Origin of the sequence: Streptomyces sp. P9-A4, assembly GCF_036634195.1 — a bacterium.
Lineage (GTDB): Bacteria > Actinomycetota > Actinomycetes > Streptomycetales > Streptomycetaceae > Streptomyces.
The window spans coordinates 4,532,094-4,554,950 of sequence record NZ_JAZIFY010000001.1 but is presented as its reverse complement, the minus strand read 5'-3'; the positions used below and the strand labels follow the sequence as shown (position 1 = coordinate 4,554,950).

The 22,857-nt window shown below is 72.8% G+C and carries 26 protein-coding genes; 4 read left to right on the top strand and 22 right to left on the bottom strand.

Annotation, left to right across the window (positions count from 1 at the left end; all coding sequences use genetic code 11):
* Positions 1-84: 84 nt before the first annotated feature.
* The 3 genes from groES to V4Y03_RS20680 all read right to left on the bottom strand — a co-directional run bounded on the left by groES (position 85) and on the right by V4Y03_RS20680 (position 1,743).
* Entirely contained in the window at positions 85-393 is a 309-nt protein-coding gene (gene groES / locus V4Y03_RS20690; RefSeq protein ID WP_017239619.1) for a co-chaperone GroES, read from the bottom strand.
* A gap of 175 nt (positions 394-568) precedes the next feature.
* Positions 569-826 carry a hypothetical protein gene (locus V4Y03_RS20685; RefSeq protein WP_332435861.1) on the bottom strand — a complete coding sequence of 86 codons (258 nt, stop codon included), beginning with the start codon at positions 824-826 and terminating at the stop codon, positions 569-571.
* Positions 823-1,743, bottom strand: a complete 921-nt coding sequence (locus V4Y03_RS20680) for a polysaccharide deacetylase family protein (protein ID WP_332435860.1) — start codon at positions 1,741-1,743, stop codon at positions 823-825. Before V4Y03_RS20680 ends, V4Y03_RS20685 begins: the two co-directional genes overlap by 4 nt.
* Positions 1,744-1,872: 129 nt before the next feature.
* Between V4Y03_RS20680 and V4Y03_RS20675 the strand changes: the two genes are divergently transcribed.
* Positions 1,873-3,066, top strand: coding sequence for a class I SAM-dependent methyltransferase (locus V4Y03_RS20675; RefSeq protein ID WP_332435859.1), 1,194 nt, complete (start codon positions 1,873-1,875; stop codon positions 3,064-3,066).
* Here the strand turns inward: V4Y03_RS20675 and V4Y03_RS20670 are convergent.
* The 8 genes from V4Y03_RS20670 to tsaB form a co-directional block, all read right to left on the bottom strand.
* A complete protein-coding gene (locus V4Y03_RS20670; protein ID WP_317878876.1) occupies positions 3,063-3,704 on the bottom strand; it encodes a hypothetical protein in 642 nt (213 codons plus the stop codon). The two genes, V4Y03_RS20675 and V4Y03_RS20670, sit on opposite strands and share 4 nt — an antisense overlap.
* A gap of 10 nt (positions 3,705-3,714) precedes the next feature.
* Positions 3,715-5,043, bottom strand: a complete 1,329-nt coding sequence (locus V4Y03_RS20665; RefSeq protein ID WP_443079807.1) for an RNA polymerase sigma factor — start codon at positions 5,041-5,043, stop codon at positions 3,715-3,717.
* Positions 5,044-5,086: 43 nt separating this feature from the next.
* Complete coding sequence (locus tag V4Y03_RS20660) at positions 5,087-5,452, bottom strand: YciI family protein (protein ID WP_317878964.1); 366 nt, start codon at positions 5,450-5,452, stop codon at positions 5,087-5,089.
* Between the two features lie 99 nt (positions 5,453-5,551).
* Complete coding sequence (locus V4Y03_RS20655; protein ID WP_332435858.1) at positions 5,552-6,418, bottom strand: polysaccharide deacetylase family protein; 867 nt, start codon at positions 6,416-6,418, stop codon at positions 5,552-5,554.
* A 46-nt stretch (positions 6,419-6,464) separates the two neighbouring features.
* On the bottom strand, positions 6,465-6,704 hold the full coding sequence (locus V4Y03_RS20650; protein WP_317878931.1) for a hypothetical protein: 240 nt from the start codon (positions 6,702-6,704) through the stop codon (positions 6,465-6,467).
* 14 nt (positions 6,705-6,718) lie between these two features.
* Positions 6,719-7,828 carry a tRNA (adenosine(37)-N6)-threonylcarbamoyltransferase complex transferase subunit TsaD gene (tsaD, locus tag V4Y03_RS20645; protein WP_317878930.1) on the bottom strand — a complete coding sequence of 370 codons (1,110 nt, stop codon included), beginning with the start codon at positions 7,826-7,828 and terminating at the stop codon, positions 6,719-6,721.
* A gap of 30 nt (positions 7,829-7,858) precedes the next feature.
* Positions 7,859-8,320 (bottom strand): ribosomal protein S18-alanine N-acetyltransferase, encoded by a 462-nt coding sequence (rimI, locus tag V4Y03_RS20640; protein ID WP_317878932.1) that lies wholly within the window; start codon positions 8,318-8,320, stop codon positions 7,859-7,861.
* 23 nt (positions 8,321-8,343) lie between these two features.
* Positions 8,344-9,015 carry a tRNA (adenosine(37)-N6)-threonylcarbamoyltransferase complex dimerization subunit type 1 TsaB gene (gene tsaB, locus V4Y03_RS20635; protein WP_332435857.1) on the bottom strand — a complete coding sequence of 224 codons (672 nt, stop codon included), beginning with the start codon at positions 9,013-9,015 and terminating at the stop codon, positions 8,344-8,346.
* Between the two features lie 96 nt (positions 9,016-9,111).
* On the opposite strand from tsaB, the gene V4Y03_RS20630 reads away from it, so the two are divergent.
* Positions 9,112-9,678 carry a hypothetical protein gene (locus tag V4Y03_RS20630; RefSeq protein WP_332435856.1) on the top strand — a complete coding sequence of 189 codons (567 nt, stop codon included), beginning with the start codon at positions 9,112-9,114 and terminating at the stop codon, positions 9,676-9,678.
* 32 nt (positions 9,679-9,710) lie between these two features.
* Here V4Y03_RS20630 and V4Y03_RS20625 read toward each other — a convergent pair whose 3' ends face one another.
* From V4Y03_RS20625 to V4Y03_RS20585, 9 genes are all read right to left on the bottom strand, one after another.
* Positions 9,711-9,890 carry a hypothetical protein gene (locus V4Y03_RS20625; RefSeq protein WP_332435855.1) on the bottom strand — a complete coding sequence of 60 codons (180 nt, stop codon included), beginning with the start codon at positions 9,888-9,890 and terminating at the stop codon, positions 9,711-9,713.
* Positions 9,891-10,004: 114 nt separating this feature from the next.
* Positions 10,005-10,505: a tRNA (adenosine(37)-N6)-threonylcarbamoyltransferase complex ATPase subunit type 1 TsaE gene (tsaE, locus tag V4Y03_RS20620; protein ID WP_317877991.1), complete on the bottom strand. Its 501-nt coding sequence runs from the start codon at positions 10,503-10,505 to the stop codon at positions 10,005-10,007.
* 10 nt (positions 10,506-10,515) lie between these two features.
* On the bottom strand, positions 10,516-11,694 hold the full coding sequence (locus tag V4Y03_RS20615) for an alpha/beta fold hydrolase (RefSeq protein ID WP_332435854.1): 1,179 nt from the start codon (positions 11,692-11,694) through the stop codon (positions 10,516-10,518).
* A 10-nt stretch (positions 11,695-11,704) separates the two neighbouring features.
* On the bottom strand, positions 11,705-12,853 hold the full coding sequence (alr, locus tag V4Y03_RS20610) for an alanine racemase (RefSeq protein ID WP_317877993.1): 1,149 nt from the start codon (positions 12,851-12,853) through the stop codon (positions 11,705-11,707).
* Between the two features lie 20 nt (positions 12,854-12,873).
* Entirely contained in the window at positions 12,874-13,719 is an 846-nt protein-coding gene (locus tag V4Y03_RS20605) for a L,D-transpeptidase family protein (protein ID WP_443079806.1), read from the bottom strand.
* A gap of 185 nt (positions 13,720-13,904) precedes the next feature.
* Positions 13,905-15,353, bottom strand: a complete 1,449-nt coding sequence (locus tag V4Y03_RS20600; RefSeq protein WP_332435853.1) for an NAD(P)H-hydrate dehydratase — start codon at positions 15,351-15,353, stop codon at positions 13,905-13,907.
* Between the two features lie 185 nt (positions 15,354-15,538).
* Positions 15,539-15,907, bottom strand: a complete 369-nt coding sequence (locus V4Y03_RS20595; RefSeq protein WP_332435852.1) for a holo-ACP synthase — start codon at positions 15,905-15,907, stop codon at positions 15,539-15,541.
* 7 nt (positions 15,908-15,914) lie between these two features.
* Positions 15,915-17,762: a glutamine--fructose-6-phosphate transaminase (isomerizing) gene (glmS, locus tag V4Y03_RS20590; RefSeq protein ID WP_317874240.1), complete on the bottom strand. Its 1,848-nt coding sequence runs from the start codon at positions 17,760-17,762 to the stop codon at positions 15,915-15,917.
* Positions 17,763-17,801: 39 nt separating this feature from the next.
* The gene (locus tag V4Y03_RS20585) at positions 17,802-18,560 is read right to left on the bottom strand and encodes a sensor domain-containing protein (RefSeq protein ID WP_332435851.1); all 759 of its coding nucleotides are present in this window, start codon (positions 18,558-18,560) and stop codon (positions 17,802-17,804) included.
* Between the two features lie 209 nt (positions 18,561-18,769).
* Here V4Y03_RS20585 and coaA point away from each other — a divergent pair, with 209 nt between their 5' ends.
* The gene (coaA, locus tag V4Y03_RS20580; protein WP_317874238.1) at positions 18,770-19,738 is read left to right on the top strand and encodes a type I pantothenate kinase; all 969 of its coding nucleotides are present in this window, start codon (positions 18,770-18,772) and stop codon (positions 19,736-19,738) included.
* 18 nt (positions 19,739-19,756) lie between these two features.
* Entirely contained in the window at positions 19,757-20,707 is a 951-nt protein-coding gene (locus V4Y03_RS20575) for a DUF389 domain-containing protein (RefSeq protein ID WP_317874237.1), read from the top strand.
* 104 nt (positions 20,708-20,811) lie between these two features.
* Here V4Y03_RS20575 and glmM read toward each other — a convergent pair whose 3' ends face one another.
* Both glmM and rpsI read right to left on the bottom strand, forming a co-directional pair.
* Positions 20,812-22,170 carry a phosphoglucosamine mutase gene (gene glmM / locus V4Y03_RS20570; protein ID WP_317874236.1) on the bottom strand — a complete coding sequence of 453 codons (1,359 nt, stop codon included), beginning with the start codon at positions 22,168-22,170 and terminating at the stop codon, positions 20,812-20,814.
* Between the two features lie 132 nt (positions 22,171-22,302).
* Entirely contained in the window at positions 22,303-22,815 is a 513-nt protein-coding gene (gene rpsI / locus V4Y03_RS20565) for a 30S ribosomal protein S9 (RefSeq protein WP_015035601.1), read from the bottom strand.
* Between the last annotated feature and the right edge of the window lie 42 nt (positions 22,816-22,857).

Below are 22,857 nucleotides of genomic sequence, written 5' to 3'. Positions count from 1 at the left end.
GGCGCCTGGAAGGGGCCTCGGGGCGCAGCTCTAGAGCATCTGCTTCAGTGCTCGGTACTTCAGGTACTTCGGTACGTCGGTGAATTACTTCTCGACGATCGCGAGCACGTCGCGAGCCGAGAGGACGAGGTACTCCTCGCCGTTGTACTTCACCTCGGTGCCGCCGTACTTGCTGTACAGCACGATGTCGCCGGTCTTGACGTCGAGCGGCAGACGCTCGCCGTTCTCGAAGCGACCCGGGCCCACGGCCAGGACGACGCCCTCCTGGGGCTTCTCCTTCGCCGTGTCCGGGATGACCAGGCCAGAGGCGGTGGTCTGCTCGGCGTCGAGCGGCTGGACCACAATGCGGTCCTCGAGCGGCTTGATGGCAACCTTGGAGCTGGTGGTCGTCACGATCCGACCTCCCCCTTCGGAGATCTCGGGGTTAACTGTCTGAGGTGGCGACCAGGTGGATCCGTCGTCGCGGGTGCCGGACCTGCCCGTCGCTGTGTTGGCACTCTCCAGTGGGGAGTGCCAGAGCCGAGACTATGACCGCGATTAGCACTCGGTCAAGCGGAGTGCCAATTCCTCACTCCGTGGCGGTCCGCACCGCCTCCGAGTCCCGGTCGGTGCCGAGGCGTTCCGGCGCGTCCCGGGTGGTGCCGGAACGCTCCGTCCCGTCCCGGGTGCCGACCCGCTCCGCCGCCTTGCGGCCGAGGCGCTCGATCGAGTCCACGGCCGAGGCGCAGCCGCCGAGGCCGAGCAGGACGCCGGCGAGCAGCAGGAGGGCGAGGGGCCGGCGCGCACGCGCACACGGCCCCCGGCGGCTCGATCGCGCTCGGCTCACACGTAGTCCTCGAGCTTGGCGACCGCGTACCCCTTGGCCGTGATCACGTTCATCACCCTGCGGATCATGTCCGGCATCGTGCCCTTCCAGTCCTCCTTGCCCCGGAAGTGGGTGAGCACGATGTCGCCGGGGTGCAGGTCCCGGTCCCACTCGCGCCACTCCATGTGGTCGGGGAAGGCCTCGGAGGCCCACAGCGGGACGGCCTTGACGCCGCAGGACTTCGCGGCGCGCAGGGTGTCCTCGTTGTAGTTGCCGTACGGGGGGCGGAAGAGCGGCGGGCGTTTGCCGAAGCGCTTCTCGATGACGTCCTGCATGCCGCAGATCTCGCGCTTCTGCTCGCTGTACGACAGTCCGGGCAGGTAGCGGTGGTTGAGGGTGTGGTTGTTCAGGGCGATCCCGCCCGGCTGCGACTTCTGCATGCGGGCGAAGTAGGCGTAGTCGTCCTTGACGACGTAGTCGCTGAGGAAGGCGCTGTACGGGATCCGGAGGTCGTTCATCATCCGCAGCAGCGCGGGATCCTTCTCCGCGCCGTCGTCGATCGTCAGGAACACGACCTTCTGCTTGGTCGGCACGGTGGTGAAGACCGGCGGCAGGCCTTCGCCGTCCGTCTCGAAGCCCTTGCGGGTGGTGATCCTCGGCTTGACGGCGGGCGGGGCGGGCGCTTCGAGCGGGGGCCGGGCCAGGCCCCACTTCTTGGCGGCGAGGACGCGGGCGGCCCGCTGCTCGCGGACCTTCTCGACGTACGCGTTGAGCGCGCCGGCGGCACCCTGCCCCTGGGCCTGCTGTCCGGCGGCGGGTGCGGGCGGGCCGCCGGCCGGCTCGGTGCCGGCGGAGCAGGCCGTGGCGGCGGCGGCGAGGGCGGCGAAGGCGAGCGCCGCCCCGAGCGCCCGAGAGGAACGGTGCACACCTTTTGCCATCATTTGTTCCTTTTGTCGTACGAGCGGTATGGCGCCGCATCCTGTCAGCGCGCAAGCCCCTCCGGGCCACGACACCGCCGTACCGCCACCACCGTCCCCCGGCCGGCCCACACCACCGCAGGGCCCACAATGGGACGGGTGACCGACCTCGCCTCCTTCGCCTCCCTGCTCGGCCCCGAGGGCCAGACCCTGCTGGCCGCGCTGCGCGACCACGACCCCGCCCAGGAGCTGGCCGTCGTCTCCCGGCTGCGCCGCGACCACCCCGCCGAACTGGTCACGGCGGCCGTCGGGCAGGCGCGTCTGCGGCAGCGGGCGGTGGCGAAGTTCGGCGCGGAGGACGCGTACCGGATGTACTTCACGCCCAACGGCGTCGAGCAGTCGACCCGCGCCTCCGTCGGCACCTACCGGGCGGCCCGCCTCAAGGCGCTCGGCGTCCGGAGCGTCGCGGACCTCTGCTCCGGCATCGGCGGCGACGCGATCGCCCTCGCCCGCGCCGGGATCTCCGTCCTCGCCGTCGACCGCGACCCGCTGACCGCCGAGGCGGCCCGCGCCAACGCCGAGGCGCTCGGCCTCGCGGAGCTGATCGAGGTGCGGTGCGCGGATGTCACCGACATCGACACCGGCCCGTACGACGCGGTCTTCGTCGACCCGGCGCGACGCGGCGGCCGGGGCCGGATCTTCGACCCCGAGGCCTACTCCCCGCCGCTCTCCTGGGCCGTCGAGGCGGCCCGCAAGGCCCCGCACGCGGCCCTGAAGGTGGCCCCCGGCATCCCCCACGAAGCCGTTCCCGAGGACGCCGAGGCCGAGTGGATCTCGGACGGCGGGGACGTCAAGGAGGCCGTGCTCTGGTTCGGTACGCGGCCGGGCGCGCGCCGCGCCACCCTGCTCCCCTCGGGGGCCCGCCTGGTCGGCCGGGGCCTGCCCGACCCGGCGGTCCGCCCGGTCGGCCGCTACCTCTACGAGCCGGACGGCGCGGTCATCCGCGCGCACCTGGTCGCGGAGGTGGCGGAGGACCTGGACGGCGGTCTGATCGACGCGACGATCGCGTACATCACGGCCGACGCGCTCGCCCCCACCCCGTACGCCGCCGCCTACGAGATCACCGACGAACTCCCGTTCAACCTGAAGAAGTTGAAGGCACTGTTGCGCGAGCGCGAGGTCGGCACGCTGACGGTGAAGAAGCGCGGCTCGGCGGTCGAACCCGAGGAGATCCGCCGCAAGGTGAAGCCGAAGGGCCCCAACTCGGCGACGGTACTGCTCACTCGGGTGGCGGGCGCACCGACGATGCTGATCGGGCGGCCGGCGGGAACGACGAAGGGCTAGGAACTCCTCCCGGCGGCGTCCCCTCCGCCGGTCAGGCGGACCGCGAAGCGGTAGTGGCCGAAGGCCTTGGCCAGGCCGGTCAGGCCGGTGATCCAGAAGATCAGGGCGACGCCCATGCCGTAGACGACCAGGCCGTATCCGTCGTCGCGGCTCACGCCCGCCGGGACCGCGAAGCCCAGCCAGAGGCCGGTTCCACACAGCGCGAAGGACAGCAGGAACCAGACGGCGCTGAGGACGGGGGCGCGCAGCCGGGCGTCCGTCGGGGCGTGCCGGTCGAGGGCCGCCCACTGGGCGAGGCGCTCGCGGACGGTCCGGTCGCGCCGCAGGCTGCGGATCGTCAGCCACACGGCCGGGACGAAGACCCCGAGGCCGAAGAACGCCGAGATGATCCCGAACAGCACCATGAACGGGTCGGGCAGGGGCGCGCCGGCCGCTATGGCCAGGAGGCCGATCATCGACCAGCCCAGTTCCAGCAGGAGGAACCAGAGCAGGAACAGCGCGAGCCGCCCGCCGCCGAGCAGCCGCCGGCCGAGCTCGTCGAGGGCCAGCGCCCGGTCGGCGAGCCGCGCGTCCCGGTCGGGCCAGCTCTGGAGTTCGGCGGGCGGGGGCGGCGGAGGGAGCGGAGTACGCGGGGACATGCCAAGCACCCTAGGGCCTGTCGTCGCACTCCCGCCTGCGACGGGAGTGCGACGACAGGCCCTGAGCCTCCCCCGGCTCCCCCCACTCCACGGCCTTCGCCCGCAGCAGCGCCCGTTCGCTCTCGTTGCGGGTGAGGGCCGCCGCCCGTTCGAACTCCGCGCGGGCCTCCGTCGTACGCCCCAGCCGGGCCAGCAGGTCGCCGCGTACGCTCGGCAGCAAGTGGTAGCGCGCCAGGGCCGGTTCGGCGGTGAGGGCGTCGACCAGCGGGAGGGCCGCCGCCGGGCCCAGCGCCATCGACACGGCGACCGCGCGGTTCAACTCGACGACCGGGGACGGGGCGAGGACGCCGAGCCGACCGTAGAGCGCGGCGATCGTCCCCCAGTCGGTCTCCTCGTACGAGGCGGCCCGCGCGTGGCAGGCGGCGATGGCGGCCTGGAGGGCGTACGGCCCGTACGAGCGGCCGTCCCCGGCCCGCGCCAGGGCGTCGAACCCGCGCCGGACGAGCAGCCGGTTCCAGCGCCGCCGGTCCTGCGCGGCGAGCAGCACCGGCCGCCCGTCGGGCCCGGTCCTGGCCGCCGTCCGGGAGGCCTGGAGCTCCAGCAGGGCGGCCAGGCCCTGCGCCTCCCCCTCCTGCGGTACGAGCGCGGCGAGGACCCGGGCGAGCCGCAGCGCGTCCTCGCACAGGCCGGGCCGCAGCAGGTCGTCGCCGGCGGTCGCCGCGTACCCCTCGTTGAAGATCAGGTAGACGACTTCGAGGACGGAACCGAGGCGGGCCGCCCGGTCCTCCCCGTACGGCACCTCGAACTCCACGCCCGCCTTGGCGAGCGTCCGCTTCGCGCGGGTGATCCGCGCCGCGACGGTCGCCTCCGGTACGAGGAAGGCGCGGGCGATCTCGTCCGTACGGAGCCCGCCGACGAGCCGCAGGGTCAGCGCCGCCCGCGCCTCGGCGGAGAGCACCGGGTGGCAGGTGGTGAAGACGAGCCGCAGCACGTCGTCGTCGATGTCGCCGGGTCCTAACGGCTCCGGGTCGTACGACTCCTCCGTGAGGGTCCTGCCGACCTCGGCGAGCTTGCGCGCATACGTCTCGCGGCGCCGCACGAGGTCGACGGCGCGGTGCTTGGCGGTGGCCGTCAGCCAGGCGCCCGGCCGCTCGGGGACCCCCGTCAGCGGCCACTGCTCCAGGGCGGCGACCAGGGCGTCCTGGGCGATCTCCTCGGCGATGCCGACATCGCGGACGATGCGCGCCGCGGTGGCGACGATCCGCGGGGACTCCATGCGGAAGACCGTGTCGAGGGTGCTCTCCACCGCGTCGGTGCCGTGTGCCGTCACACTTCCCATGACAGCACACGGCACCGACGGCGGACCGGCAGCGGGCCGGGTCTCAGCCTCCCGGCATCTCCTCGATCTCGCGGACCTCCAGGCCCACCGTCCAGTGCGCCGGGTGCACCGCCAGGAAGCGCCTGGACCACTCCATCGCCTCGGCCATGTCCTTGCACTGCATCAGGGCGTAGCCGCCGACGACCTCCTTGGTCTCGGTGAACGGCCCGTCCGTGTACGACAGCTTCCCGTCCGACCAGGTGATCCTGGCCGCCTCGGCGGTCGGCTTGAGGCCCGCCGTGTCCAGCATGACGCCGGCCTTGGTGATCTCCTCGAAGAGGGCGCCCATGCGCTCCTCGAAGCCGGGGTCGGCGTCCGCCATGTCGATGGTGTTCTCCTCGATGCGGACCAGGGAGAGGTAGCGGGGCATGGTGGCTCCTCGGGGGTGCGGTGGCGGGGCTGTTCCCCGCCTCTCACTCATACGTCGAACGGGCCCGTCCCGCATCGACACCGCGCCCGGGGAAATTTCTCAGACGTAGTCCTCCAGGCGCGCCACCGTGAAGCCCTGCTCCTGGATGCGGCGCAGCATCGTCGCCGTCATCTCGGTCATCGTCCGGCCCTTGAGCTCGGAGGGGCCCCGGAAGTGGGCCAGGATGATGTCGCCGGGGCGCAGCTTCCGGTCGCCGCGCTGGTACTGCATGTTCTTGATCTGCATGGACTCGCGCCAGAGCACGATCGCGTCGACGTCGCACTCCCCGGCCGCCGCGCGCGTGGCCTCGTTCCAGTTGCCGTAGGGCGGGCGGAAGAGGCGCGGGGCCTTGCCGTACCGCTGCGTCAGCCTGTCCCGCTGGCCGCAGATCTCCCGGCGCTGGGCCTCCTGGGAGAGGGTGGGCAGGTTGGGGTGGGTGAGGGTGTGGTTGGCGAGCCCGTGGCCCTGGGCGACGAGCGGGGCGAAGTACGGGTAGTCGCCCCGGATGGCCGCGTCGGTGAGGAACATCGTGACCGGGACCTTGAGGTCCTTCATCATCGTGACGAACGCGGGGTCCTTCTCGGCCCCGTCGTCGATCGTGATGAAGACGATCTTCTCGGTGGTGGGTATCTCGCTGATCACGGGCACGGGACCGCCCTGCTTGCGGCTCACCGGCTTGACCGCGGGCGGGGCGGGCGGGGCGGGGAAGGGCGTGAGCCCCCACTTCCGGTACGCGGCGGCAGCGGCGGCCCTGGCTTCCTCGGGCGCCCCGGCGGCCTCACCCGCCTCACCCGCACCGGCGGGCGGCCCCACCGCGGGCGTCTTCTTCGCCGTCGGCGGGGGACCCGCCGGGTCCCCCGCCGCGCAGCCGGTCACCAGCAGGGCGGCGGCGGTGAGGGCCGCCCACAGCACGATCGTCTTCTTCACGCATGGTGGGATGCCCGGCCCGCTCGAAAGGTTGCTCGATAGTCGCCTATTCGACCGATTCGAAGCGCCAGCGGTGGACCGGCCGGGTGATCAGCTCCGCGTCCGGCTCGGGCAGCTCCGGCAGCTCCGCGTCGAAGGCCGCCGCCTCCCACCAGGTGAGGACGAGGACCCGGTCCTGGGGTGCGCGGAACAGCTCCCGGCGCAGCGGCTCGCGCGCGAGCACCTGGGCCCTGGCCCACTCCAGGAGCTCGGCGCCGCGCCCCTGGGCGGCCCGCGCCTCCCACATCAGGGTCACGGTCGTCACGGGTACAGGTTCTCCTTGCTGACCTCGTGCACATGATCGTGGTCGTGGGAGTGCGCGTGCGCGCCCGGCACGTGCGGGTCCGTCACCGGCAGCGAGGAGTCGGCGGACAGCTCCAGGTCGGAGGCCGGCCGGTTGCGGGCGACCATCTCGGAGCCGAGGGCCGCGACCATCGCGCCGTTGTCGGTGCACAGACCGGGCCGGGGGACGCGCAGCCGGATGCCGGCCCGCTCGCAGCGCTCCTGGGCGAGGGCCCGGAGCCGCGAGTTGGCGGCGACGCCGCCGCCGATCATCAGGTGGTCGACGCCCTCGTCCTTGCAGGCCCGGACGGCCTTGCGGGTGAGGACGTCCACGACGGCCTCCTGGAAGGACGCGGCCACGTCCCGTACCGGCACGTCCTCGCCGGCCGCGCGCCTGGCCTCGATCCAGCGGGCCACGGCGGTCTTGAGACCGGAGAAGGAGAAGTCGTACGCGGGGTCCCGGGAGCCGCTCAGACCGCGCGGGAACGCGATGGCGGCCGGGTCGCCCTCCTTGGCGAGCCGGTCGATGACCGGACCGCCGGGGAAGCCGAGGTCGAGCACCCGGGCGATCTTGTCGAAGGCCTCGCCGGCGGCGTCGTCGATGGTGGCGCCCATCGGGCGGACGTCGGAGGTGATGTCCGAGGAGAGCAGCAGCGAGGAGTGGCCGCCGGAGACGAGGAGGGCCATCGTCGGCTCGGGCAGCTTGCCGTGCTCCAGCTGGTCGACGCAGATGTGCGAGGCCAGGTGGTTGACGCCGTAGAGCGGCTTGCCGAGGGCGTACGCGTACGCCTTGGCCGCCGAGACGCCGACGAGCAGCGCGCCCGCCAGGCCGGGACCGGCCGTGACCGCGATGCCGTCGAGGTCCTTCGGGGAGACGCCGGCCGTCTTCAGGGCGCGCTCGATCGTCGGGACCATCGCCTCCAGATGGGCGCGGGAGGCGATCTCGGGCACGACGCCGCCGAAGCGGGCGTGGGTGTCGACGCTGGACGCGACGGCGTCGGCGAGGAGCGTGGTCCCGTGGACGATGCCGACGCCGGTCTCGTCGCAGGAGGTCTCGATACCGAGTACGAGCGGTTCGTCAGCAGCCATCAGTCGGTCCAGCCAGGGGTCGTACGGCCATCAGATCTCAGTCCCGGTTCCTTGAACGGTCAGTCGCATCACGAGCGCGTCCACGTTTCCGGGCTGGTAGTAGCCGCGCCGGAAACCGATGGGCTCGAAGCCGAAGCGCTCGTAGAGCTTCTGGGCCCTGGTGTTGTCCACGCGCACTTCGAGGAGGACCTCCTCGCATTCGAAGGCGGTGGCGTGCTGGAGCAGGTCGGTGAGGAGCCGGGCGCCGAGGCCCGTGCCCCACTGGTCGCGGGCGACGGCGATGGTCTGCACGTCGCCCAGTCCGCCGGCGGCGGCGAGCCCGGCGTACCCCACGAGCCTTCCCTCGCCGTTCTCCGCCACGATGTAGCGGCGGGTGGCGCGGGGGCCCCTGGAGTGCGCCAGCTCCGACCAGAACATCCCCGCCGACCAGGCGTCCTCGGGGAACAGCTCGTCCTCCAGAGCGAGCACCGGTGCGATGTCCCACCAGCGCATCTCGCGCAGTTCCACGGCGCCGGTCACTTGGGGGTGACCACCTTGTAGTTCTTGGGCACCTGCGCGTCGGGGCGGCGCAGATACATCGGCAGCGGCTCCAGGAAGCCGTCGTCGCCGTCCGCCGAGGGGCCTGCCGCCAGTTTCTCCGCCGCGAGCGCGGCGAGCCCGGCCGCCGACTGGTGCTCGGGGTCACGGGCGTCGGGGAAGGCCTCCGGGTAGAGGCGGGCGCCCGCGCCGACGACCGGGAGGCCCGCGAGCCGCTCGGCGATCTCGGCGGGCCGGTCGACGGCCGCGTCGGTCACGCGCGTACGGGAGTCCGCGTACCGCGCCCAGTAGACCTCCTTGCGGCGCGCGTCCGTGGCGACGGCGAAGGGCCCGTCGAGCCCGGAGGCGTACGCGAGGCCGTCGAGGGTGCACAGGCCGTGGACCGGCACGCCGAGCGCGGAGGAGAAGGCGGCGGCCGTGACGAGACCGACCCGGAGTCCGGTGTACGGCCCCGGTCCGACGCCGACGACGATCCCGGTGACCGCGTCGAGCTTCAGCCCGGCCTCGGTGAGGACCCGGTCGACGGCGGGCAGCAGCAGCTCCCCGTGACGGCGGGCGTCGACCTGGGCCGACGAGGCGACGACGGCCTCGCCGTCGTGGAGGGCGACGGTGACGGCGGGGGTGGCGGTATCCATGGCGAGCAACAGCACGCGAACAGCCTACGGCTCCCGGGCACGGTGCCCCGCCCCGCGCTCCCCCGGCTGCTACCGTCACCCTTCGAAACGTTCGTACGAGAGGTGGGCACGGTGGCACGGAGCAGCTCGGGATTCGTGGCCGGGCTCACGGCGGTGGCCGTCGCCGCGGTCTGCTTCCTGGCCTACCAGGCCTCGGCGAACGCTCCCGCGAATCCGTCGGCCGACCCCCGGACGCCGAACAGCGCCGCGCCCTCGGTCTCGCCGAGCGGCGGCCCCAAGAAGCCTGCCGAGAACCCCCTCGCCGTCCCCGCCGACTCGGGCAGCGGCGCGCGGGTCGTGTACGCGCTCGCCGACCGCCGGGTGTGGCTGGTCGACGCGAAGGGCAAGGCGACCCGGACGTTCACGGTGATGCCGAGCACCGTGCACCCGGTGCCGGGGGCGTACAGCGTGACGTCCCGCTCGGGCTCGGTCCGTGGTTCGGACGGGGTACAGATCGAGCACGTCGTGCGGTTCGCGACGACGCAGGACGTGGCGATCGGGTTCAGCGCGGCGGTCGACGGCTCGACGCCCGCCCCGGACGCGTCGAAGAAGACGGGCGGCATCCGCATGAAGCGGACCGACGGCGACGCGCTGTGGACGTTCGCGGTGATCGGCGCGAAGGTCGTCGTCGTCGCGTAGGCCGTCGTCGCGCGGTCCTTCCCGACGAAGGGCTACGCGGCCTCTTCACGCACCACCGGACGCGCCAGCGGCTCGCCCGGAGGCTCCTCGTCGCATCGCTCCGGCGTTCTGCGCGGCGGGGTCGAGAGCGCCCGTGCCGCCGCGCAGGACGCCAGCAGCTCACTCATCGGGACGTGGTCCCGGGCGGGTTCCGCGTGCTCCGGCGTCGCCATGCATGCCTCCCGTAGGTTAGGTGCACCTAACCAGCTCGTGCTTCCATGTCACCACGGCACACACGACGCACGCAACACCTTCCCGACACGTTGTCGGAATCTACCGGCCGCCGCTCAGAGCGCGGCCAGGTCCGCGGCGGCCCAGCGCGCCCCGATCCCGCGCAGCACGACCGTGCGCCGGTCGTCGTCGGTGTCGCCGGTCACCCGGTGGATCAGGAGGTGGAGACGGTCGTCGGTCAGCTCCTCGACCTTGCCGTCGCCCCACTCGACGACGACCACCGACTCGGGCAGCGAGACGTCCAGGTCGAGGTCCTCCATCTCGTCGAGACCGCCGCCGAGGCGGTACGCGTCCACGTGCACCAGGGCCGGGCCGCCGACCAGTGACGGGTGGACGCGGGCGATGACGAAGGTCGGCGAGGTGACGGCCCCGCGCACCCCGAGGCCCTCACCGAGGCCCCGGGTGAGGGTGGTCTTCCCGGCCCCCAGCTCGCCGGTGAGCATGACGAGGTCGCCGGGGCGGAGGATCTTCGCGAGGCTGCGGCCGAGCTCCTGCATCTGCTGGGGGGAGTCGACGGAGAGGGTGGCGCCGGAGACGGGCGGGTGCGCTGCTTCCATACCCGCCAACTTAGCCGTTGCGGGGGTCCGGCTCGGCCGTGACCGTCGCCGGCACGGCTCCCGCCCGTACCAGCAGGTCCGCGAGGCGGTCGGTGACCGCCTCCGGGTGCTCCAGCATCACCAGATGACCCCCGTCGGGGACGATGACCAGCTCCGCGTCCGTGAGCAGACCGGCGATGACCTCGGTGTGCGAGCTGGGGGTCACCAGATCGTGGTCCCCGGCCAGCGCCAGCACCGGAAGCTCGCTCAGGACGGCCAGCGCCGCCGCCTTGTCGTGCTCGGCGAAGGCCGGATAGAAGGCGGCGACCACGTCGATCGGGGTCGACTCGATCATCCGCTCCGCGAACCGGGCCACCGCCGGGTCCACGTCCTTCGACGCGAACGAGTACTTCTTGATCAGCCCGGCGAACAGGTCCGCCGTCGCCCGCCGGCCCCGCTCGACCAGCTCCGCCTGCGAGCCCAGCGCCCGCAGGACCCCCGGCAGGACCCGCCGGACGGCGTTGACGCCGGCGATCGGCAGCCCGTACGACACCTCTCCGAGGTTCCCCGCGGAGGTGCCGACGAAGGAGACGCCGACGACCCGCTCACGGACGAACTCCGGGTACCGGTCCGCCAGCGCCATGATCGTCATGCCGCCCATCGAGTGCCCGACGAGGACGAGCGGCCCCTCCGGCGCCGCCACGTCGAGGACCGCCTTGAGGTCGCGGCCCAGCTCGTCGATGGAGACGGGCACCGCGTCGGGCCCCGACTGCGAGACGCCCTGCCCCGAGCGGCCGTGGCTGCGCTGGTCCCAGTGGACGGTACGGACCAGACCGCGCAGCGCGGCCCGCTGGAAGTGCCAGGAGTCCTGGTTGAGGCAGTAGCCGTGACTGAAGACGACGGTGACGGGCGCGGGCTCCTTGCGCCCGAAGAGCCTTCGGCGGCGGGCCGGCGGAGTGTCGTCCTCGACCTCGTCGACCTCGTAGTAGAGGACGGTCGAGTCCTCCGCGAGCGCCCGTCCCGGCGTCCCCCGCAGCCCCCCGTAGGGGCCGGTGGCGTCCAGGGCCAGCCGCGCCTTCTGCCGTACGGAACGCCCGACGGTGAGCCGCTCGACGGCCACCCCGGCCGCCGCGCCCGCCGCCAGCACGCCTATCGCGGCGCCGGCGAATCCGGCGCGCCGCCAGGTACCGGTGCTGCTGGACTCGCCCACGGGGCCCCCTCTACTCGCCCAGGTACACGCGCGGGACGCGCGCGCCGATCCGGGTGACGATCTCGTACGCGATGGTGTCGGCGGCCACCGCCCAGTCCTCGGCGGTCGGTTCGCCCCCGTCGCCGGGGCCGAACAGCACGGCCTCGGTGCCCGGCGCGGGCTCCTCCCCGCCGAGGTCGACGACGAACTGGTCCATGGCGACCCGCCCGGCGACCGTACGGACGGTGCCGGCGACCAGGACGGGGCCGCGGCCCGAGGCGTGCCGGGGGACGCCGTCGGCGTAGCCGAGCGGGACGAGACCGAGGGTCGTCTCCGCGTCGGTGACGTAGTGGTGGCCGTAGCTGACGCCGTGCCCGGCCGGGACCCGCTTCACCAGGGCGACGCTCGCCTTGAGCGACATCACCGGCCGGAGTCCCAGCTCGGCGGAGGTGCCGAGCTCCGGGCTCGGCGAGACGCCGTACATCGCGATCCCCGGCCGCACCAGGTCGAAGTGGGCCTCGGGGAGGGTGAGGGTGGCCGGCGAGTTGGCGATGTGGCGGACCTCGGGCCGGACGCCCGCCTTCTCCGCGTGGTCGAGCATCGAGCGGAAGACGTCGAGCTGCGCGGCGATCGAGGGGTGGTGGGGTTCGTCGGCGCACGCGAAGTGCGACCAGAGCCCGGTGACCTTGACCAGGCCCTCGGCCTCGGCCTTCAGCGCCCGCTCCACCAGCTCCGGCCAGTCTGCGGGCTGGCAGCCGTTGCGCCCGAGGCCGGTGTCGGCCTTGAGCTGGATCCTGGCCGTCCCCCCGGTCGCGCGGGCCGCCTCGACGACCTCCTCCAGGGCCCACAGCCCGCTCACCGACATGTCGAGACCGGCCTCGATGCCCCGGTCCCAGGGGTCGCCCGGCGTCCAGAGCCAGCACATCACCGGCACGTCCGTGATCCCGGCGGCGCGCAGCGCGAGCGCCTCGTGCGGGGTGGCCGTACCGAGCCAGTCCGCGCCCGCGTCCAGGGCGGCGCGGGCGCAGCGCACCGCGCCGTGTCCGTACGCGTCGGCCTTGACCACGGCCATGATCCGGACGTGGGGGGCGACGCGGGCGCGCAGCGTGCGGACGTTCGCACGCAGCGCACCGAGGTCGATCTCGGCGCGGGCTCTGCGGGGCGGCGGTGTCTCAGTCATCGCGCCCAGTCTCTCAGGTGTCAGCCCGCGGGCCGCTTTCCCCAGATGTAGACCCGGTCACCCTTGCGGAGCACGTTCCAGAGTTTCTCGGCCTTGCGGTAGCTGAGATTCACGCAGCCCCGGCTGCCGGTGGGCGTGGCGAGCTGCCCGTAGACGCTGTGGAAGGCCTGGCCGCCGCTGAAGAACTGGGCGAACGGCATCGGGGATTCGTAGATGGACGACCAGTGGTCCTTGTGGCGCCAGTAGACGGAGTGCCAGCCGGTGCGGGTGGCGTACCCGGCCCGCCCGCTGCGGATGTTGACGACCTCGAAGGTGACCTTCTTGCCCTTCTTCACCCACATGAGCTGACGGTCGAGGTCGACGCAGGCCACGGCGTACTTCCTCGCGGGGCAGCGCCGGCCGGGGTCGAGGTTCCTGCGGGCGGCGAGGAGTTCGGCGCGGGCCCAGGTGACCGGGCCCGCGTAGCCGTTGGCGGGCTTGATCTTCTCCTTGGCCTGGAAGGCGCGGATGGCACGGCAGTCGGCGGCGGACTGCCTGCCGTCGACGGGCAGCTCGAGCAGCCGCTCGACCTGCCGCTGGTAGGTGCCGGTCGTGGCGGCGCAGGCGGCCCCGAGCACGCTCCTCGGCAGGTACTCGACCAGCTCGTCCACCTCCTCCCGCGGCTCGGGCACGGGCACGTCGCCCTCGGGCTGGAGGGGCGGCAGCACCTGGTCGGGGGTGTCCATCGGGTACTCGGCCCGCCCGGCACCGACGACACCGGGCACGAGCGCGTCCCCGGCGGCGGGGGCGTCGGCGAAGGCCCCGGGTTCGGGGGCGTCGGCGAAGGCGGTGCCGGCCGGGGGCACGAGCAGGGCGGCAAGAAGCAACGACAGAGGCGCGACGCGCCTTCTCCATCTGGTCACCCCACCCACCCAATCCCCAGCGCCGGGAAGCAGCGCGCCGGGAGGCGCGGGTGGGGCAACGGGTTCCGCCGGGTGGGCGAAACGGGGGCCGACCGTCGGGGGGGGGAACCCGGGTGGGGCCACCCGCCGGGTGGGGAATCCCTGGGGGCCTACCTGCCGGCCCCTACGTCCCGTACGTCCCGCCACGCGCCTCCCAGCGCCTCCGCGACCTCCCCCGCCGTCACAGGTCCGCGATCCTCCGACGCCCGCCGGGCCGCGAGACCGTGGAGGTACGCGGCGCACGAGGCCGCGTCCACCGGGCGCAGGCCTGCCGCCAGGAGCGAGCCCGCGAGCCCGGAGAGGACGTCGCCGCTGCCGGCCGTGGCCAGCCAGCCGGTCCCGGTGGGGTTCACCCGTACGGGGCCGCCTTCCGGCCCGTGCACCAGCGTCGTCGAGCCCTTGAGCAGCACCGTCGCCCCGAACCTGCCCACCAGTTCGCGTACCGCCGCGAGCCGGCCCGCCTCGACCTCCTCCCGGGACGCGCCGAGCAGCGCCGCCGCCTCGCCCGCGTGCGGGGTGAGCAGGGTCGGGGCGCTGCGGGCCCGTACGAGGGCGGGGTCGAGGTCCCGCAGCCCGTCGGCGTCGACGAGCACCGGCACGTCGGAGGCGAGGACCTCCGCGACGCCCGGCCCGTCGCCGAGTCCGGGCCCGACCACCCAGGCCTGGACGCGCCCGGCCTTGTCCGGGGGTCCGGCGTGGACCAGCGCCTCGGGGTGCCGGGCGATCACCGCGTCGGCGGCCGGGCCGACGTACCGGACCGCACCGGCCCCGCCGCGCAGCGCCGCCGCGACGGTGAGGACCGCCGCCCCCGGGTAGCGGGCGGAGCCGGCGACGACGCCGAGGACCCCGCGCCGGTACTTGTCGCTCGCGGCGCCCGGTACGGGCAACAGCCGTGCCACGTCCTGGTGCTGGAGCGCCTCCAGGTCGGGCACGCCGGGCAGTTCGTCGCCGAGCCCGATGTCGACGAGGCGCAGGGCGCCCGCGTACCCCCGTGCCGGATCGACGAGGAGACCGGGCTTGTACGTACCGAAGGTGACGGTCGCGTCGGCGCGCAGGGCCTCCCCCGCCACCTTCCCCGAGTCCGCGTCGACGCCGCTGGGCAGGTCGACGGCGACGACGACTGCGTCGGAGCCGCGCGCGGCCCGGGCGACGGGCACGGCCTCGGGCCGGAGCCCGCCGCGCCCGCCGATGCCGATGATGCCGTCGAGGACCAGGTCGGCGGTGGCGAGCGGTTCGAAGGGGTCTTCGGCGACGCGTCCCCCGGCCGCCCGGAGCGCGGCGAGCCCGGCGCCGTGGGCGCGGGTGCCGAGCAGGACGGCGGTGACTCCGGCGCCGCGCCGGGCGAGCCGGGCCCCGGCGTACAGGGCGTCGCCGCCGTTGTCGCCGCTGCCGACGAGGAGGACGACCCGGGACCCGTACACCCGCCCCTTGCCGAGCAGTGAGCAGCAGGCGGCGGCGAGCCCGGCGGCGGCCCGCATCATCAGGGCACCCTCGGGGAGGCGGGCCATGAGAGCGGCCTCGGCGGCCCGTACGGTCTCCACGCGGTAAGCGGTACGCATGGTCAGCAGTCTGCCGCGCGCACCGGAGGAACGCTCCCCGTACGGGAACGCCGTACGGGACCGCCGTACAGGAGCCCCGTAGGGGAACCGCCGTACAGGATCCGCCGTAAGGGCCCCCGTACGGGCCCACGCACGGGAACCCCCGTACGGGAACCCCCGTACGGGCCTCAGCCGCGCGGCCGGGCTCAGCCCTCCGCGATCACCACCGCCGAGGCGACCCCCGCGTCATGGCTCAGCGAGACGTGCCAGTGCCTCACGCCCAGCTCCGCCGCCCGCGCCGCCACCGTGCCCCGCACCCGGAGCCTCGGCTGCCCGGTGCCCTCGACGTACACCTCGGCGTCCGTCCAGTGCAGCCCGCCCGGCGCGCCGAGCGCCTTCGCCAGCGCCTCCTTCGCGGCGAACCGCACCGCGAGCGAGGCCGGCCCCCGCCGCTCCCCGCTGGGCAGCAGCAGCTCGCTCTCGACGAAGAGGCGCTGGAGCAGCCCCGGCGTCCGTTCGATCGACGCGGCGAAGCGGTCGATCTCCGCCACGTCGATCCCCACCCCAATGATCATTTCCCACTCACTCCACGGTCACCGATTTGGCCAGGTTGCGCGGCTGGTCGACCTCGTTGCCCCGCGCGGTGGCGAGCTCGCAGGCGAAGACCTGGAGCGGCACCGTGGAGACCAGCGGCTGGAGCAGCGTAGGCGTGGCGGGGATGCGGACGAGGTGGTCGGCGTACGGGACGACCGTCTCGTCGCCCTCCTCGGCGATCACGATCGTCCGGGCACCGCGCGCCCGGATCTCCTGGATGTTGGAGACGATCTTGTCGTGGAGGACGGAGCGGCCCTTGGGCGAGGGCACCACGACGACGACCGGCAGGTCCTCCTCGATGAGCGCGATCGGCCCGTGCTTGAGCTCACCGGCGGCGAAGCCCTCGGCGTGCATGTACGCCAGTTCCTTGAGTTTCAGGGCGCCTTCGAGGGCGACCGGGTAGCCGACGTGCCGGCCGAGGAAGAGGACCGTGTTCTTGTGGGCGAGCGAGCGGGCGAGGGCCCGGACCGGCTCCATGGTCTCCAGGACCCGCTCCACCTCGTCGCCGATGCGGGCGAGTTCGCGGACGACGGCGCGGATCTCGTCGCCCCACTTGGTGCCGCGCACCTGCCCGAGGTAGAGCGCGAGGAGGTAGCAGGCGACCAGCTGGGTGAGGAAGGCCTTGGTCGACGCGACGGCGATCTCGGGCCCGGCGTGGGTGTAGAGGACGGCGTCCGACTCCCGTGGAATCGTCGAGCCGTTGGTGTTGCAGACGGCGAGGACCTTCGCGCCCTGCTCGCGCGCGTGCCGCAGCGCCATCAGCGTGTCCATGGTCTCGCCGGACTGCGAGATCGCGATGACGAGGGTCTTCTGCCCGAGGATCGGGTCGCGGTAGCGGAACTCGCTGGCGAGCTCGACCTCGCAGGGGATGCGGGTCCAGTGCTCGATGGCGTACTTGGCGATGAGTCCCGCGTGGAAGGCGGTGCCGCAGGCGATGATGACGACCTTGTCGGCCTCGCGGAGCACGGCGTCCGGGATGCGCACCTCGTCGAGGGTCAGCCGGCCGTTGCCGTCGATCCGGCCGAGGAGGGTGTCGGCGACGGCCTTCGGCTGCTCGGCGATCTCCTTGAGCATGAAGTAGTCGTAGCCGCCCTTCTCGGCGGCCGAGGCGTCCCAGTCGACGTGGAAGGCCCGTACGTCGGCGGGGGCGCCGTCGAAGTCGGTGACGGTGACGCCGTCCCTGGTCAGCTCGACGACCTGGTCCTGGCCGAGCTCGATCGCCGAACGGGTGTGGGCGATGAAGGCGGACACGTCGGAGGCGAGGAAGTTCTCGCCCTCGCCGACGCCGACGACCAGCGGGGAGTTCCGGCGGGCGCCGACGACGACGTCCGGCTGGTCGGCGTGCACGGCGACCAGGGTGAAGGCCCCTTCGAGGCGCCGGCACACCAGCCGCATGGCCTCCGCCAGCTCGCCGGCGGAGGAGAACTCCTCCGCGAGGAGGTGGGCCACGACCTCGGTGTCCGTCTCGGACACCAGGTCGTGGCCGCGCTCGGTGAGCTCCGCGCGCAGGTCGGCGAAGTTCTCGATGATGCCGTTGTGGACGACGGCGACCCGCCCCGCGTTGTCCAGGTGCGGGTGCGCGTTGACGTCGGTCGGCCCGCCGTGGGTGGCCCAGCGGGTGTGTCCGATGCCCACGGACCCGCCGGCCAGCGGCCGGTCGACGAGTTCCTTCTCCAGGTTGACGAGCTTGCCCGCCTTCTTGGCCGCGGCCAGCCCTCCGTCGGAGAGCACCGCGACACCGGCCGAGTCGTAGCCCCGGTATTCGAGCCTCTTGAGGCCCGCGACCACCACATCAAGCGCCGACTGCCCGCCGACGTATCCCACGATTCCGCACATGACGGAAGCGTACGGCGGAAGGTGCCCGCAGGGCCGGAGTCAGCCCAGCTTGGCGGCCTGCGCGTCGACGACGTCCTTCGGGAGCGCCTTCACACCGCCGGAAGCGAAGCTGATCGTCGAGAACGACGCGAGCGTGTTGCCCTGGCGGAAGACGACCACCTTGCTGGCGAACGGCCGGCCCTCCAGTTCGCTGGTGACGGTGAAGGCGACCGCCTCCTCCCCCGCGGTGACGCTCTCCGGGGCGACCTTGGTGACCTTCGTCCTCTCCGCCCCGTGGATCACCGTGAAGCCGCCGGCGCACTCGCCGCCGGCCTTCTTCACCGAGGCGAAGGCGTCCTGGGCGCCCTGCCCGTCGTACGACCCGAGCGTCACGGCCGTCACCCGGACACCGAGCCCGACGAGGAGGGCTTCCTCCGGGGAGGCCGTGGCGTCCTTCTTCGGCTCCTCCAGCACCTTGCGCTGCACCGAAGCGGCGGGCGAGCCGGGCGAGATGAAGGACATGGCGTGGGCGATCGGCGCGCAGGGGGCCTTGTCGGTGGTGACCTCGGAGGCCGGTACGACGTCGTCGCCGTGGGCCTTGGCCACCTGGTAACCCTTGAGATCGCCCTTCTCGACGATCAGCTTGTCCAGCTCGGCGGCGGACAGTGCCTTCGCGGCGGGCGCGGGCGCGCTCGTCGCGGAGGCCGAGGCCTTGGGGGCGTCCTTCCCCTTGCCGTCGTCGCTCTTCCCCTCCCCACCGCACCCGCTGACGAGCAGGGCGAGGGACACGGCGGTACCGGCGACGACGGCGCTTCTCATGGACGTACGCATCTGGGGTGACTCTCTGTTTCTCTCGGTGCTCTCGACATGCCGCCCGAAGGGCGGCTCCCCCCGCGTGACGAGCAGAGACCCACGCGGCATGGAACAGGATCACCCTAGGGCCGGGGCCGGACAACGGCTTTTGTCGCGTGACCCAGCCCACGGCCCGCGGGGTCCCGTGAACCCCCTCGACCCCCGACAATGGCGGGGTGATCACTTCGCCGCCACGAAGCGCCAGCGGGGCGAGCCCCTACGTCGACCTCACCCGGGCCGAGTGGAGCGCCCTGCGCGACAAGACGCCCCTGCCGCTGACCGCCGACGAGGTCGAGCGGCTCCGCGGTCTCGGGGACGTCATCGACCTCGACGAGGTGCGGGACGTCTATCTGCCCCTGTCCCGGCTGCTCAACCTGTACGTGCAGGCCACCAGCGGGCTGCGCGGGGCCCTCAACACCTTCCTCGGCGAGAGCGCCGAGCAGCGCGGCACCCCCTTCGTCATAGGGGTCGCCGGTTCGGTCGCCGTCGGCAAGTCGACGGTCTCCCGCCTCCTGCAGGCCCTCCTCGCCCGCTGGCCCGAGCACCCGCGCGTGGAGCTGGTCACCACCGACGCCTTCCTCTACCCGATGGAGGAGCTGAAGGCGCGCGGGCTGATGTCCCGCAAGGGCTTCCCCGAGTCGTACGACCGCCGGGCCCTGACCCGCTTCGTCGCCGACATCAAGGCGGGCAAGAAGGAGGTCTCCGCCCCGGTCTACTCGCACCTGATCTACGACCGCGTGCCCGACGAGCGGCTCGTCGTCCGCCGCCCGGACATCCTCATCGTGGAGGGGCTGAACGTCCTCCAGCCCGCCCTTCCCGGCCAGGACGGCCGCACCCGCGTCGGCCTCGCCGACTACTTCGACTTCTCGGTGTACGTCGACGCGCGGCCGGAGGACATCGAGCGCTGGTACCTCAACCGCTTCCGCAAGCTCCGCGACACCGCCTTCCAGAACCCGTCCTCGTACTTCCAGCGCTACACGCAGGTCTCCGAGGACGAGGCCCTCGACTACGCCCGGACCATGTGGCGGACCATCAACAAGGTGAACCTCCTGGAGAACGTGGCCCCGACCCGCGGCCGGGCGACCCTCGTCGTCCGCAAGGGCCCCGACCACAAGGTGCAGCGCCTGAGCCTGCGCAAGCTCTGACCTTCGTAAGCTCGGGGCATGTTGCATCTACGGATGATCGTCCCGCCGGAACGCACCACGTCCGCGATCGCGCTGATCGAGTCGACGGTCGGCACCACCCACCTCGTGGTGCTGCCGGGCGTGGCCAGAGACCCCCACGGCGACGTGGTCATGTGCGACATGGCCCGCGAGTCGGCCGACGAACTCCTGCACGGCCTGCGCGACATGAAGATCGATCAGGACGGCTCGATCGCGGTGGACGGCATCGACCTGTCGATGTCGACCCGGGCGGACAAGGCCGAGCGGGAGGCCCCGGGCGAGGGCGCGGACGCGGTCATCTGGGAGCAGCTGGCGGAGGCGACCCACGAGGAGTCGACGCTCTCCTTCACGTACCTCTCGTTCATGGGTCTGGCGACGATGATCGCGGCCTGCGGTGTCGTCCTGGACAACGCGATCCTGATCGTGGGCGCCATGGCGGTCGGCCCGGAGTTCGGCCCGCTCGCCGGGGTGTGTACGGCGATCGTGCAGCGGGCGCCGAAACTGGCGGCACGCTCGCTGATGGCGCTGCTCATCGGCTTCGCGACGGCGATCCTGGCGACGACCGTGTTCAGCCTGGTCATGGACCGGCTGAACCAGTTCAGTCAGTCCATGCTCGACGCGCAGCGCCCGCAGACCAGCTTCATCTGGCAGCCGGACCTGTTCTCGTTCGTGGTGGCGCTCCTCGCGGGCGCGGCCGGCACCCTCTCGCTGACCTCGTCCAAGTCGGGCGCGCTGGTGGGCGTGGCGATCTCGGTGACCACGGTCCCGGCGGCGGCGAACGCGGCGGTGGCCCTCAGCTACGGCGAGGTCGGGCAGATGTGGGGCTCGATCCAGCAGCTGCTGCTCAACCTGCTGGGGATCATGCTGGCGGGAACGGCGACGCTGTCCCTGCAGAAGCGACTGTGGCGGACCCAGCGCGGCCGGCTGCGACACAGGCTGCGCAGGGGCTGAGCACGCCACGTGGCGGAAGACGCCCGCACGCGAAGAGGCCCCGCCGCACCGGACGTCCGGTGCGGCGGGGCCTCTCGTCAGAGCATGACGGTGCCTCAGAAAGCCTAGCCCAGAGCCGACTTCACGACGTCCGCGAGCCGCTGCGCGACCGCGCGGGCCTGTTCGATGTCGGCCGCCTCGACCATCACGCGGACCAGCGGCTCGGTGCCGGAGGGGCGCAGCAGGACGCGGCCGGTGGAGCCGAGCTCCTGCTCGGCGGAGGTGACGGCGGCGGCCAGGTCGCCGGAGGTCTTCACCCGGGACTTGTCGACGTCGGGGACGTTGATGAGGATCTGCGGCAGTCGCTCCATCACCCCGGCGAGGTCCGCGAGCGACCTGCCGGTGGCGGCGATACGGGCCGCCAGCATGAGGCCGGTGAGGGTGCCGTCGCCGGTGGTGGCGTGGTCGAGCACGATGACGTGCCCGGACTGCTCGCCGCCGAGCGCGTAGCCGTGCTCCTTCATGGACTCCAGCACGTACCGGTCGCCGACCGCGGTCTGGACGAGGTTCAGGCCCGCGCCCTCCATGGCGAGCTTGAAGCCCAGGTTCGACATGACGGTCGCGACGACGGTGTCACCGCGCAGCGTCCCCGCCTCGCGCATGGCGAGGGCGAGCACGGCGAGGATCTGGTCGCCGTCGACCTCGTTGCCCGCCGCGTCCACGGCGAGGCAGCGGTCGGCGTCGCCGTCGTGGGCGATGCCCAGGTCGGCGCCGTGCTCGACGACGGCGGCGCGGAGCAGCCCGAGGTGGGTGGAGCCGCAGCCGTCGTTGATGTTGAGGCCGTCCGGCTCGGCGCCGATGGTGACGACCTGCGCGCCGGCCCGGGTGAAGGCCTCGGGCGAGACGCGGGCGGCGGCGCCGTGGGCCTCGTCGAGGACGACCTTGAGGCCGTCGAGCCGGTTGGGGACGACGGCGAGGAGGTGGGAGACATACGTCTCGAAGCCCTCGTCGTAGTCCCGGACCCGGCCGACGCCGGAACCGGTCGGACGCTCCCAGGGGGCGCCGGTGCGGTGCTCCTCGTAGACCGACTCGATCTTGTCCTCGAGGTCGTCGGCGAGCTTGTGGCCGCCGCGCGCGAAGAACTTGATGCCGTTGTCGGGCATGGCGTTGTGGCTGGCGGAGAGCATCACGCCGAGGTCGGCGCCGAGGACGCCGGTGAGGTGGGCCACGGCCGGGGTGGGCAGCACGCCGACGCGCAGCACGTCGACACCGGCGCTGGCGAGTCCCGCCACGACGGCCGCTTCCAGGAACTCTCCGGACGCACGCGGGTCCCGCCCGACCACGGCGGTCGGCCGGTGGCCCTCGAAGGTGCCCGACTCGGCGAGCACGTGCGCCGCCGCGACCGAGAGACCGAGCGCCAGCTCCGCCGTCAGGTCCGCGTTGGCCACACCGCGCACGCCGTCCGTGCCGAAGAGTCGTCCCACAGCTGTCCTCCGAAAATACGTGCCCAAGCTGATGAAAGATGAAAGAGGTGACGAAAGAGCTTATGAAAAAACGTACGCCCCGACGGCACGGGCAGTGCCGCCGGGGCGTACGAAAGCAGACCGAGCAGGCGATTAACGCTTGCTGTACTGCGGAGCCTTACGGGCCTTCTTGAGACCGGCCTTCTTGCGCTCGACCGCACGGTCGTCGCGGGAGAGGAAGCCGGCCTTCTTGAGCGCCGGGCGGTTGTTCTCGACGTCCGCCTCGTTCAGCGCACGGGCCACACCGAGGCGCAGGGCGCCGGCCTGACCGGAGACACCGCCACCCGCGATGCGGGCGATGACGTCGTAGCGGTTGTCGAGCTCGAGCACCTTGAAGGGCTCGTTGACTTCCTGCTGGTGCACCTTGTTGGGGAAGTAGTCCTCAAGGGTGCGACCGTTGATCTTCCACTTGCCGGTGCCCGGAACGATCCGGACGCGGGCGATGGCGTTCTTGCGACGGCCCAGGCCGGCGGCCGGCTGCGGGTCGCCGAAGCGGGACGCGAGCGACTCGGAGGTGTACTCACCCTCGACGAGCTCGGTCTCGGTGGTGTACTCCTCAACGCCCTCGAACTCGTCGACGGGGGTTTCGGGGGTGGTCTCGGCCACGATTCTCCTCAGATTTCTTTCGTTCTTAGGGGGTGTGGCCGG